The sequence below is a fragment of the Psychrobacter nivimaris genome (genome assembly GCF_904846365.1).
Lineage (GTDB): Bacteria > Pseudomonadota > Gammaproteobacteria > Pseudomonadales > Moraxellaceae > Psychrobacter > Psychrobacter nivimaris_B.
The window spans coordinates 1-12,113 of the sequence record NZ_CAJHAL010000021.1 but is presented as its reverse complement, the minus strand read 5'-3'; the positions used below and the strand labels follow the sequence as shown (position 1 = coordinate 12,113).

The 12,113-nt window shown below is 40.7% G+C and carries 12 protein-coding genes; 8 read left to right on the top strand and 4 right to left on the bottom strand.

The features are described from left to right. The first annotated feature begins 105 nt into the window (after positions 1 to 105). The 7 genes from JMX63_RS09460 to pnp all read left to right on the top strand — a co-directional run bounded on the left by JMX63_RS09460 (position 106) and on the right by pnp (position 6,490). Positions 106 to 495 (top strand): ribosome-binding factor A, encoded by a 390-nt coding sequence (locus JMX63_RS09460; RefSeq protein WP_102078739.1) that lies wholly within the window; start codon positions 106 to 108, stop codon positions 493 to 495. A 9-nt stretch (positions 496 to 504) separates the two neighbouring features. Further along, positions 505 to 1,596 carry a tRNA pseudouridine(55) synthase TruB gene (gene truB, locus JMX63_RS09455; RefSeq protein WP_134292259.1) on the top strand — a complete coding sequence of 364 codons (1,092 nt, stop codon included), beginning with the start codon at positions 505 to 507 and terminating at the stop codon, positions 1,594 to 1,596. 377 nt (positions 1,597 to 1,973) lie between these two features. After that, positions 1,974 to 2,498: a type 1 glutamine amidotransferase domain-containing protein gene (locus JMX63_RS09450; protein WP_134292260.1), complete on the top strand. Its 525-nt coding sequence runs from the start codon at positions 1,974 to 1,976 to the stop codon at positions 2,496 to 2,498. 97 nt (positions 2,499 to 2,595) lie between these two features. Continuing rightward, the gene (locus tag JMX63_RS09445) at positions 2,596 to 2,757 is read left to right on the top strand and encodes a hypothetical protein (protein WP_166739220.1); all 162 of its coding nucleotides are present in this window, start codon (positions 2,596 to 2,598) and stop codon (positions 2,755 to 2,757) included. A gap of 114 nt (positions 2,758 to 2,871) precedes the next feature. Beyond that, the gene (locus tag JMX63_RS09440) at positions 2,872 to 3,048 is read left to right on the top strand and encodes a hypothetical protein (RefSeq protein ID WP_166739221.1); all 177 of its coding nucleotides are present in this window, start codon (positions 2,872 to 2,874) and stop codon (positions 3,046 to 3,048) included. 382 nt (positions 3,049 to 3,430) lie between these two features. After that, on the top strand, positions 3,431 to 3,697 hold the full coding sequence (gene rpsO, locus JMX63_RS09435) for a 30S ribosomal protein S15 (RefSeq protein ID WP_045443035.1): 267 nt from the start codon (positions 3,431 to 3,433) through the stop codon (positions 3,695 to 3,697). Between the two features lie 690 nt (positions 3,698 to 4,387). Further along, the gene (gene pnp / locus JMX63_RS09430) at positions 4,388 to 6,490 is read left to right on the top strand and encodes a polyribonucleotide nucleotidyltransferase (protein WP_101204658.1); all 2,103 of its coding nucleotides are present in this window, start codon (positions 4,388 to 4,390) and stop codon (positions 6,488 to 6,490) included. Positions 6,491 to 6,609: 119 nt separating this feature from the next. Here pnp and JMX63_RS09425 read toward each other — a convergent pair whose 3' ends face one another. The 4 genes from JMX63_RS09425 to JMX63_RS09410 form a co-directional block, all read right to left on the bottom strand. Continuing rightward, a complete protein-coding gene (locus JMX63_RS09425) occupies positions 6,610 to 7,173 on the bottom strand; it encodes a hypothetical protein (protein ID WP_134292261.1) in 564 nt (187 codons plus the stop codon). 34 nt (positions 7,174 to 7,207) lie between these two features. Next, positions 7,208 to 7,756: a hypothetical protein gene (locus tag JMX63_RS09420; protein ID WP_134292262.1), complete on the bottom strand. Its 549-nt coding sequence runs from the start codon at positions 7,754 to 7,756 to the stop codon at positions 7,208 to 7,210. 142 nt (positions 7,757 to 7,898) lie between these two features. Beyond that, the gene (locus JMX63_RS09415; protein WP_134292263.1) at positions 7,899 to 8,156 is read right to left on the bottom strand and encodes a YheV family putative zinc ribbon protein; all 258 of its coding nucleotides are present in this window, start codon (positions 8,154 to 8,156) and stop codon (positions 7,899 to 7,901) included. Beyond that, positions 8,157 to 10,367 (bottom strand): M3 family metallopeptidase, encoded by a 2,211-nt coding sequence (locus tag JMX63_RS09410; RefSeq protein ID WP_134292264.1) that lies wholly within the window; start codon positions 10,365 to 10,367, stop codon positions 8,157 to 8,159. 494 nt (positions 10,368 to 10,861) lie between these two features. Here JMX63_RS09410 and JMX63_RS09405 point away from each other — a divergent pair, with 494 nt between their 5' ends. After that, positions 10,862 to 11,971 (top strand): AOC03_06830 family ribosome hibernation factor, encoded by a 1,110-nt coding sequence (locus tag JMX63_RS09405; RefSeq protein ID WP_134292265.1) that lies wholly within the window; start codon positions 10,862 to 10,864, stop codon positions 11,969 to 11,971. Positions 11,972 to 12,113 lie beyond the last annotated feature (142 nt).

Sequence of the window (12,113 nt, the reverse complement as noted above, 5' to 3'; positions counted from 1 at the left end):
ACAGGTACATCCTGCTAGGCCTTTTTTAGCACATATCAGTGCAACATCTATTAATCAGCAGACTTATACAGTAATAAAATAAGCCCATTAAAGTAAGGTAACAACATGAACCAACGTTTACAAAGATTGTCGGATCAGATTCAGCGTGAGCTTGCTGTTCTTATTCGCGATGAAGTCAATGATCCTCGTTTGACTGGTTTTGTCACAATCTCCAGTGTCAAAGTTAGCCCAGATTTAGGCTATGCAGATGTCTATGTCACTATCATGGAGCCTGAGCTCAATGATGCTATGAACAAGACCAATCATGAAGAAAGCATCAAAGTATTGAATAAAGCGGCAGGGTTTTTGCGTACGGAATTAAGCCATAGCTTAAAGACACGTACTACGCCGCGCCTACGTTTTCATTACGATGAAGTAACGGCTCGTGGTAACTACATGATGGACTTGATTAGCAAGGCCGTGACTAAAACTGAGCAAAACGAGAATGACGAGTAAATTATTATTATGTCTATAGCGTCTAAGCAAGTTGATAAAAAAGCCAATAAAGTACCTGAAAAAGTAAAAGTTTCAGGTGTCATATTGGTGGATAAACCCAAAGGTATGACCTCGCAGCAAGTCGTGTCAAAAGTGAAGTATTTATTTAAATCACCGATACACGATAGTAAAAAGGCAGGACATACAGGAACGCTTGATCCGATGGCAACTGGCCTGTTGCCTATTTGCCTGGGTGAGGCCACCAAGTTTAGCCATTATCAACTGGATGCTGATAAATCTTATCAAGCGACTATCTTGCTAGGTAGTCAAACCGATACTGGTGATGCTGATGGCCAAATCGTAACGAAGGCTTCTATCCCAGAGTTTGATGAAGCCTCATTAGTGACTATTGCACAGCAGTTTTTAGGTGCTCAGCAGCAAATACCACCGATGTATTCAGCGCTAAAAAAAGATGGTAAAAAACTGTATGAATATGCTCGCGCTGGCATTGAGGTTGATAGACCACCTAGAGATATTACGATTAAAGCAATCAATCTACAGATGATAGATAATACCCAGATTAATCTAACGGTTACTTGTACTAAAGGTACTTACGTACGTGTATTAGCGGAAGATATTGCAAAGCAGCTAGGTACGCTAGGACATTTGACGGCATTACGTCGTACACAAGTAGGGAACTTCAGCATTGATGATGCGATCGCTTTATCATCATTAGAAGAGCATGGTTTAGAGGAGCGTCAGTCTTGGCTGCTGACTATCGATGCTTGTATTGATATCGATGCTGAACTGACGCTGACAGAGGAGCAATGCGCCCGCGTACATATGGGGCAGCGCCTAAACGTATTTGATGAGCTGACAGGTAAGCTCAAAGATTATGTTGCTAATATGGTTTCTAACCAACTATCTAATAATAGCTCTGTTAGTGTTGATGATAACGCTAGTACCAATGGTAAAACTGATACTGATCTTGATGTGCCTCAGCTCCTAGAGCACGAAATTCCAGTTGATATACGTCTACTCAATGAGCAGGGAGAGTTTCTTGGTTTGGGATCTGTGAGCTTAAACGGACGTTTACAACCTAAGAAATTGATTCAGCGCTAATAGTAACGTTTTCATCAATGTTACTTAAATAGATAAAATACCACCTAACATTGGCCTGATTTACTAATAGTTTACACTAATCACATACCGTCACATTTTATTGCAGGTTTCGCCTATGGTGAAACCTGTTTTTTTTGTACTCTGGATTCATCAGATAGGGAATGCTGAGTTAAAAAATAAAACGGATAAATATTACAAAAATAAAAAATTGCTATAAAGTTAATAATTAAAATAATAGCCAATTAAAAGTAAAGTCAATGCGGAAAGGATGCATTTTAATAAAAATAAAATAGTTCAAAGGAAAATGTACTACCGAATAATAATATTATAAAAATATACTGGCTCACAAAAACTAATAGATAAGAAGAAGGAAAGTTATGAAAACGATCGCTTTTTTACTGCATAACCACTTCGAACAAGCAGAGTACGAAGACGTTAATAATCAGCTAAAAGACAAAGGCTACAAAACACTTCTCATAACAACAAATGATAAAAAAGAAGTGCAAGCCATGCAGCAAGACGTAAATAAGAGTGATACTTTTACTGCTGATATCTTTGCAGAAGATGCCAACGTTTCTGAGTATGATGCATTGGTGTTACCAGGTGGTACTGTCAACGCTGATACTATTCGTGGTAACGAAAAGGCTCATCAAATTATCAATGCTATTAATGAAGCAGGAAAGCCATTAGCTGTTATTTGTCATGCTCCTTGGGTTCTCGTCAACACAGGTATTGCTAAAGGCAAAACCCTTACCGCTTACCCTACGTTGCAACTAGATTTAGAAAATGCTGGAGCGAACTACGTAGATAAGACAGTACAAGTAGATGGTAATCTTATTACTTCGCGCAACCCAGATGATATACCCAATTTTGTTGATGCCATAGACAAAGCTTTATCTTAGAATTTTGAATTCTAACTAAACAATTTCAGTTAATTAAGTACTATTAAATTTCAAATTTTTATAACTAACATTTATAACCATAACTAAGGAAGATACTATGTCAAACTCTAACCCAAACGATACTAAGCTTGAGCAACAACGTTCTGATTCAGCAGAAGCAGCACTTAAAGGTCAAACTGAAGACAATCACAATGAAAATAGCGAAGCAGCAGCAGAACGTATCGCAGCTAATTTAGAAAACGCGAAAGAAGACAAGTAAGTTTTTAATATGCCACCTGTAGTAGGGTGGCATTAATACGTTTATAGTTTGCACGTCTTATGATCGATGAGTGCAACTACAGTTAGTCCACAAAATAATAATTCAGGAGCTAATATGAGTAATTCACCGAACAATATGGACGAGCAAGAAAAAGAGATTGAAAAGCTTGCAGAAGAAATCAATCCAAGCGAGCATACTGCCCCAGACAGTCTAGCAGAAGTGACTACTGCCGCGCCTCTTGAAGATGATGAACTAGGCGGCAATGCAAAAGAATCTGATGTTAATGAGTAGTCTGCTTAGGTAGGATGTTAATAGCTAGTTATCTGTAGGATATTAGTTACTAGAAATTAAATGTCGCTTTACAAGTATTATGAAAAACTGCTGCTAGTTCAGCAGTTTTTTGTTATAATTACCCCCACATTTAAATTAGGTTTTGGATGATGTACTGTAGTTAGCCCATTACTTTGATTAAGTAGTGCTATAGCTAAATACAATGTACGATTCAAAACGTACTAAATGGTTGTTAACTGAGCTTGTCGTACACTAGGTCAACTCTAGTAATGCAGGGTTGTCCTGAATGGCGTACAGGTTATTTTATTTATTATTCTATTGCTTTAATACTGACTCAAATTGCAGCCTGTATTTAAAGTTTTTAGCATTGCCGGAGATATTTATGCTAACTAATACCGATCGTGAACAAATCATCGCTCAATACCAACGTGGCGAAAATGACACTGGTTCCCCAGAAGTTCAAGTAGCTTTGTTGAGTGCTCGTATCAATGATTTGCAGAACCACTTTAAAGCACACAAAGCTGACCATCATAGCCGTCGCGGTCTTATCCGTATGGTTAACACGCGTCGTAAACTGCTTGATTACTTAAAAGGTAAAGACCTTGGTCGTTACACTACTCTAATCAGCCAGTTAGGTCTACGTCGTTAATCTAACGACAATAGTACGAGTGGATGCTGAATTTTTTGCTAAATCGCTTGGAACTTGTTTGTTGTTATCGATAAAATAGATTTTTCTAAAAACGGTGTGGAATAGTTTCACGCCGTTTTTTTATGCTTATTCGTTTTAGATACCGTGTTCAAATAGTAAGAGCTATAACTCCTTCTATAGAATCGTTAAGAGGGATATTGGTACAAACTGTACTAACCAAGTCTCAAGTACGGTATTTCCTGACGATAATTGCGCTACTGTGCAATTAATTGGTCAATGGCTATAAATCACTGTAAAATAATGCCTTGTGAGTTTGATAGCGCATCTGCTACAGATATGGCGATTATTGATATAATATTTATTATTTGGCTTGGTAATCAGCGCAGATAGCTGATATTTGAAAGTTCAGAAAATAGCCTATAGGGTTTTTAGCATCGAAGTCTTTTGACTTAATGTCTTTTTGATAGTATTTATAGTAAAGCCAAAATTGCACGACCGAATATACATAATAGTACGATGTCTAACTCAGACAAATATATGAGATAACCAAGTAACGTTATTGGCATTGGTTGCGATGATTTTTAATAGAAAACATGTCAACTGATAGCCATATACACAGAATTTTAATGACAGATATCAGCTCTTTTTGACGCTGATATCAGTTTTGTCAGTCAACATTAGGAAGATTATATGACAATGTTCAACACCATTAAGCGTGAATTTCAATATGGCAACCAGCAGGTTGTTATCGAGACAGGCCGTATTGCCCGTCAAGCAAACTCTATTTTAGTACATATGGGCGGCGTAACAGTATTAGTTGCAGCAGTCGTAAAATCAGAAGCTAAAGAAGGTCAAAACTTCTTTCCGCTAACGGTTAATTATCAAGAAAAAATGTATGCAGCGGGTAAAATCCCAGGTGCTTACGGCAAACGCGAAGGCCGTGCGAGCGAATTTGAAACCTTAACTTCACGCTTGATTGACCGTCCGATTCGTCCGCTATTCCCAGAAGGCTACGTAAACGAAATCCAAATCACCGCAACAGTTGTATCATCAGATAAAACTCAGTCTGCAGATATCGCTGCACTAATCGGTGCCTCAGCAGCATTGGCTATCTCTGATGCGCCATTTAATGGTCCTGTTGCTGCCGCTCGTGTTGGTTTCATTAACGGCGAATACGTTCTAAACCCAACATCTGAGCAGCTTGAAACCAGTGATCTAGACTTGGTTGTGGCTGGTACTAAGTCTGCGGTATTGATGGTTGAGTCTGAAGCGGCAGAGCTGTCAGAAGACCAGATGTTAGGTGCAGTATTGTACGGCCATCAGCAACAACAAATCGTTATTGATAACATTGCTTCAATGGCTGAAGAAATTGGCACTGCTAAGCAGCAATATTCTGCTCCTGAGCGTGATCAAGCACTTACCAGTAGCATGAAAGAGCAGTTCGGCGAGCAAGTTGCTGACGCTTATACCATTACTGATAAGCAAGCACGTTACACGAAGCTTGATGAAATTAAGCAATCAATTATTGATGCACTTGCTGGTGATGCTGAGTCAGAAACTTATGCTGATACCGTATCTGAGCTTAAAGAAATCTATAACGACCTTAAATATCGTACTGTTCGTGACAACATCTTGTCAGGTAAGCCGCGTATCGATGGTCGTGACCCTGAGACAGTTCGTGCGCTTGACGTACAAGTTGGTGTATTGCCATATACGCATGGTTCAGCATTGTTCACACGTGGTGAGACGCAGGCATTGGTTACTACCACACTTGGTAACAGCCGTGACGTCAACATGATTGACTCACTAGGTGGTACGATTCGTGACCATTTCATGCTGCATTACAACTTCCCGCATTTCTCAGTTGGTGAAACGGGCCGTGAAGGTATTCCAAAACGTCGTGAAATCGGTCATGGTCGTTTAGCGCGCCGTGGTGTACAAGCAATGTTACCAGATAGTGAGCGTTTCCCGTATGTGATTCGTGTGGTATCAGAAATCACTGAATCTAACGGTTCATCTTCTATGGCTTCTGTTTGTGGTGCAAGTCTGGCATTGATGGACGCAGGCGTACCTTTAAAAGCACCAGTTGCTGGTATCGCGATGGGTCTGGTTAAAGAAGGCGATCGTTTTGCTGTATTGTCAGATATCTTAGGTGATGAAGATCATCTAGGTGATATGGACTTTAAAGTAGCCGGTTCTAAAAATGGTATCACTGCACTTCAGATGGATATCAAAATCGAAGGTATTACACCTGACATCATGGAGCAAGCACTTAAACAAGCTCATGCAGGTCGTATCCATATCCTAGAAGCAATGAACCAAGTATTGCCTGAGAGCCGTACTGAAATCAATGCTCATGCACCAAACTACGCGGTTATCGAAATCAACCCGGACAAGATTCGTGACGTTATCGGTAAAGGCGGCGCAACTATCCGTCAGCTAACGGAAGAAACTGGCGCGGTTATCGATATTGATGATGCAGGTACTATCCGTATCTTTGGTGAAAACAAAGCAGCGACCAAGGCAGCTATCGGTAAAATCGAAGCACTAACTGCTGAAGTTGAAGTTGGTAAAACTTATGAAGGTACCGTTGCTCGTATCGTCGACTTCGGTGCATTTGTAAATGTCTTGCCAAACACGGATGGTCTAGTACATATTTCACAAATCGCAGAAGAGCGCGTAGAGAATGTGTCAGACTACCTAAAAGAAGGTCAGGTCGTTAAAGTACTTGTACAAGACGTTGACAACCGTGGTCGTATCAAACTAACTATGAAAGGTGTTGAGCAGAACTAATACTCAATATCTGATGTGGTTTAAATAAGAAAAAACCGCCTTGAAATGCTCGTTATGAGTATTCAAGGCGGTTTTTTTATGTGTCCAAAAAGATGATGACTGGCTAGCTAAAAGGCCATTTATAACTCAATGCTTTTAGGCAGGTGTATATCGATACGAAGTTTTGGTAGGTCTTGTAAGTACTCAGTTAGTAATGGCAAAGTATCAGCATGCCAGTCTAAAGGCAGGGTATCTACTGTAGTGCTTTCACTGGATACGATATCACGTGGTCTGCCTGAGATAAGTGGCCGCGCAAGCAATGCAACTCTGCGTATGCCTTGGTAACGTATAAGCGGCATTATTTGCTGTTGCAAATCAATCAAGGCAGCAGTCAGCCAACGTGTGCGCGCTGGATGATAAGGATGGTTTGATATCACAAGGTTGGCAATATAGTTTGGCTGGTTACCGTTACTACTGATACCAAGTCCGACCTGCTCACGTGTACGCTTATTAAGTAAGCAGCTACCAACATTCAGACTACCATCGCGGCATGCACGATGATAGCGACTATAGTTATCAGGAAATAGAGTTTTCGCTCGTGTGAGTACAGGATCTAAAACGATACCAGTATTGTTGACAGGTAAAACAAGCAGCTGTGCATTGCTATTTAAAATAGAGGCATGTGTGAATTGCAAAATCGCCATCGTAAGCCTCTCTATAACCAAATCAAGTATACGGTTATTGAACCGTCGCTTTATTAGAGTCGTTTGCTTCTAACTGAGCAATTTGTTGTTCGAGTAGCGCAATTTGTTCTGCCTTCATATCAGTCAACTGCTTATTCATAGCCACTTGTTCAGCGGCTAACTTTTCTTGTTCGGCCAGTCGCTGACGCTCATCTTCTAAACGATCAATCTCTTCTTTAGCCAAGCTGTCATTTTCTGGTAGAGGCGCATCTAATATAGCAGTAGGATTTGGTATCGCGTTATTGTCATTATTGGCTGCTTCAGAGTTTTCATCCATGAGCACACCATCGTTAATCACAGAGTCATCTATTAATTCCGAAGTGCTGTCTTTGGCTAATTCTGTCTGTGCTTGGTCAGTTACTGGTGCTGAAGTGGCGTTATCTACAGGGAGTGTGGATTGAGTGCCAGTCCTTCCTACGATAAGGTAGACAATGATAATAAGTAGCAATATGGAGATAAGTACTACCAAAATTTTCTGACGTGATTTAGTCTGTTTCTTCTTAGAAGTGTGGGTGGATGAAGGCCGGATATTGTCTGGTTTCATATTATGATCGATTCATGTCAAGAATATAAGTAGCCATACTATAGCAAACTCAAAATAAAAAGCCTATCTATCGATAGATAGGCTTAATAGACCGTTAAATAATAAAGTATTTAATCTAGTTTCAAGTGTAAGTGCTAGATAGCTAAGGCTTAAATTTTACAGTGCCGCTGGTGCCAGTTGCCATCGCATCACGAGCCATCTGATCTTCTAAATGGTTCTTAGCACTAATGGCATCAGGGTCAGGGCGATGCTCTGTGTGTCCGCACTGAGTACATTCAATATACTCATCTGGGGCAGGGGTGACGATATTGACTTGCACCACAGCATCCATCTCCTGACATTTCGGACAACGTACCCCTGCTAAGAATCGGCGCTTAGGACTAGATGACTGATAACGCATTTAAATGACCTCGCGCGTCGTTTGAGTATTTGCGGCATCGATATTTTTAGCATCAGTGAAACCATTATGACGTAGCAAGGCGTCGATACTGGCGGTACGACCGCGGAAATTTTCAAAGTTGGTCTTCGCTGGGAAACTACCGCCAACAGATAAGATGGACTCACGGAACGCTTTGCCTGTCGCTGGGTTGAAAATACCGTCTTCTTCAAACTTACTAAACGCATCAGCTGATAGCAGTTCCGCCCATTTATATGAGTAATAACCTGCAGCATAACCACCCGCGAAGATATGACTAAAACCATTAGCAAAACGGTTATAGTCAGGCGTTTGCATAACGGAGATATCATTACGGACAGTATTGAGCGTCTCTAAAATACCATCGTAATTAAGCGCTGGCGTATGAGCATGAATGAGTAAGTCAAATAGAGCAAACTCAATCTGACGCAGCGTCTGCATGCCGCTTTGGAAATTTTTCACTGCTAATAGTGCATCAAGTTTGTCTTTAGGTAATGGCTCACCAGTCTCAACGTGACTACTGATAAGCGCGATACCTTCAGCGTCCCAAGCCCAGTTTTCCATAAACTGACTAGGAAGTTCGACCGCATCCCACTCGACGCCATTGACGCCAGCGACATCACCCACCGTCACTTGGGTTAATAAATGATGTAACCCATGACCAAACTCGTGGAATAAGGTTAATACTTCATCATGGGTCAATAAACTAGGTTTGCCATCAAGTGCTGGCGTGAAATTACCAACCATAAAGCAAACGGGCAGCTGCTGATGGTTCTGTTCTTCGTAGTTATAGCGAGATTGAAAACCACTCATCCATGCACCGCCACGCTTACCGCTACGCGCAAACAAGTCAAAGTAGAAGCCACCGAGCAAGCGATCATCAGCATCGAATAATTGATAAAAGCTTACATCGTCATGCCAGCGAGAGACTGAGTCACTTTCTGCATTTTTATGGCTTTGCTCTTGTACTTTGATACCGTATAGACGCTCAACGATAGTGAACAAGCCATTAATCACTTTGGGTAATGGGAAATATGGACGAATTTCCTCTTGCGATAAACTGAACTCACTTTGTTTCACTTTTTCAGCGATGTAGGCGCTATCCCACGGTTGCAATTCGTCAATGCCATAATCGCTTGCGTATTTCTGTAGCTGTGCCAAATCTGCTTTGGCAGCAGGGGTTGCTTGCGTTGCTAAGTCACGTAAGAATGTTTCAACTTCTAAGACGCTATCTGCCATCTTGGTCGATAGCGATACTTCAGCATAATTTGCAAAACCAAGTAGCTTGGCTTTTTGCTCACGTAATGAGAGTATTTGACTCATATTGTCAGCATTATTTAATGAGTTTCCTTTTGCATTGGTATGCGTATCAAACTCAGAAGCACGCGTAACATAAGCACGATACAACATCTCACGCAGGCTGCGATCGTCCGCATGAGTCATGATCGCTAGATATACAGGGATATTTAAACTGGCCACATAATAAGGAGTAGGAAGTGCATCTACATCAGCTTGGCTAAGAGCATCGCTAGCAAGCTCACGCGCTTTGTATTGCTCGCCTGCATCTGCCAATAGTGCCAGACCGCTCTCTGTTAACCCCTTTAACTGAGAATCTTCTAAAGGCAGGGCAAATGCTTGTGTCGCATCCAAGATATTGTCCGAAAAGGTTGCAGACAGGGTTGATAACTCACTTTGGATAGCGGCAAACTTTTCTTGCTCAGCTTGAGGTAACGCAACGCCTGATAACTCAAAACTACGTAATGCCAGTTCGATTGCACGTGCACGAGCAGGCTCTAACGTAGCAAAGAAATCTGTGTCATTGACGATAGTTTGATAGCGATTAAACAAAGGCTGATGCTGTCCAACTCGCGTACCGTAAGCAGATAGTTTTGGTAGCAGCTCATGGTGAACATGACGAATCTCATCATTGCTCATCACGCTATTGAGATGCGACAAAATACCCCAGCTACGATCTAAAGCCAAATTGATATGGTCAAAGCTCATCACATCTGCCAAAGCTTGTTCAGCGCTTATTTTTTCAGCACTTGCTTTTTCAGCACTGTCGCTTTCTATCACGGTTAAGGTATCTAAAAAAGCATTGGCAGCATCAATAGCGTCAATCACTTGATTTTGTAAGGTATGTGGCGCAGTGTCGGCAAAATCGACAAGGCGTAAATCTAAAGGAGCAGGTGTCATATAGGTATCCGATATCAATGAATTATTATTAATCAAAATGAGAAAAGTCTGGCTACTATTGAAATATACAGTGTGTTCTTATTTTATATATAGATTATATAAAAGATGGGTTCGTTTGGTAAAAATACAACCTAAGCACTTTTATATATACGATTCAACTAATTAGGACAGTGCTAGCAATCTGAAAGTAGATGTCGAGATTCTGGTATTTAGATTCAAATTCTCAAGATAATTATCTGAATATGTAGCTATGTTCGTTAAGGCAGTTCTTTAACAATATAGAGTGCTCTACTTACAAAGCGCTATCATTTGCTTGCAAATTAACCCTACAGGGAGTGGGGTATAGCTGTTAGCATCAAGATAATGGAATTTAAATATTATGCATCGATAAGATGTAAGAAAAACACGGATAGAAATTTCTAAGCTCATAAAAATATATGAGTAAAGAAATACATAAAGTTAAAAATGAACGATAATAAAACAAGGAGCAATATATGAAAGCGACTCTTAAAAGTTTACGTGAGACTAAAGCGAATCCTGCAGTAAGTATCTTTGTTAAAACGCATCGTGAACATCCAGCCAATGAGCAAGATCCTATCGCTCTAAAAAATCAATTGAAAGTTGCCGAAGATCGTCTGACAAAAGAGTACGATAAACGCACAGCGACTACCATTTTAGATAATATTCAAAATAAAATCAGTGAGCTCAATCATAATTATAACCTTGATACTTTAGCTATATTTGCTAGTACAGATGATGTGCAAGTCATTCGTATGCCAATTGATACAACAGAACGCGTTGTGATCTCAGATAGATTTGCTACGCGTGACTTGGTTCGTGATATGGCAAGTGCGGTTCATTATTATACGGTGGTCTTAACTCGTGATAATGCGCGTTTGATTGAAGCGTCTAACGACCGCGTTGTAAGAGAGTTCGATAAAGATGATGATGCACAAAACAATATGGAGAACATTCAGTTCCCTGTTGAAAACAACGGACTATACACAACAGGCGACGGTGGCTCAGATCGCTCATCAAACAATGAAAGCAGTCACTTAAAAGAATTCTTTAACCAAGTTGATAAAAGTGTCCAAGAATTGTGGGGCGAGCATAAAATGCCTCTTGTGATAGTTGGTGATGCAAAAAATATTGGCTACTATAAAGAAATCTGTGATCGTCCAGATAACATCATCGCTACAGTATCGAATGCGACCAATCTAGAAGACGGTAGTGCTCAGCATATCGTAGATAGCGTGCAAGAAGCCGTAGAAGAGTATCGCACCTCATTACATAAAGCTGCATTGGGCGAAATCGACAAAGCTCGCGGTGCGAATATGTTGCAGACTGACTTGCAGGAAGTATATCGAAGTGCTTTCCAAGGAGCTGGCGAGACACTTTATGTACGACGTGGCTATATACAATCTGCTAAGATTGATGAAAAGGCACAAACGTTAAGCCCTGCCAATGATGCTACGGAAGGCATCACAGATGATGCAATCGGTGAAATCATCGAGCACGTCATTCACAATGGCGGCGAAGCTGTATTTATGCCACAAGATATTATGGGTGAAGATCAACCAATAGCGCTAGTAACTCGCTACTAATCTGACGATGACACCTATGGAGAGTTTCCCAAACTTTGTGTAACTGCTTATAATCCACTAACAGGAGAATAAGCAATGACTAACCAATCTGACATCAAGAAACTGGCTGAGCAAATGGCCAGCAGCATGAAAAGCTTCGATG

Excerpts from the sequence above, each read along its gene's own strand:
- pnp (WP_101204658.1), top strand. The coding sequence starts at position 4,388 with ATGACAATGTTCAACACCATTAAGCGTGAATTTCAATATGGCAACCAG.
- JMX63_RS09440 (WP_166739221.1), top strand. The coding sequence starts at position 2,872 with ATGAGTAATTCACCGAACAATATGGACGAGCAAGAAAAAGAGATTGAA.
- JMX63_RS09420 (WP_134292262.1), bottom strand. The coding sequence starts at position 7,756 with ATGAAACCAGACAATATCCGGCCTTCATCCACCCACACTTCTAAGAAG.
- JMX63_RS09415 (WP_134292263.1), bottom strand. The coding sequence starts at position 8,156 with ATGCGTTATCAGTCATCTAGTCCTAAGCGCCGATTCTTAGCAGGGGTA.
- rpsO (WP_045443035.1), top strand. The coding sequence starts at position 3,431 with ATGCTAACTAATACCGATCGTGAACAAATCATCGCTCAATACCAACGT.
- JMX63_RS09425 (WP_134292261.1), bottom strand. The coding sequence starts at position 7,173 with ATGGCGATTTTGCAATTCACACATGCCTCTATTTTAAATAGCAATGCA.
- JMX63_RS09460 (WP_102078739.1), top strand. The coding sequence starts at position 106 with ATGAACCAACGTTTACAAAGATTGTCGGATCAGATTCAGCGTGAGCTT.
- JMX63_RS09450 (WP_134292260.1), top strand. The coding sequence starts at position 1,974 with ATGAAAACGATCGCTTTTTTACTGCATAACCACTTCGAACAAGCAGAG.
- JMX63_RS09445 (WP_166739220.1), top strand. The coding sequence starts at position 2,596 with ATGTCAAACTCTAACCCAAACGATACTAAGCTTGAGCAACAACGTTCT.
- JMX63_RS09405 (WP_134292265.1), top strand. The coding sequence starts at position 10,862 with ATGAAAGCGACTCTTAAAAGTTTACGTGAGACTAAAGCGAATCCTGCA.
- JMX63_RS09410 (WP_134292264.1), bottom strand. The coding sequence starts at position 10,367 with ATGACACCTGCTCCTTTAGATTTACGCCTTGTCGATTTTGCCGACACT.
- truB (WP_134292259.1), top strand. The coding sequence starts at position 505 with ATGTCTATAGCGTCTAAGCAAGTTGATAAAAAAGCCAATAAAGTACCT.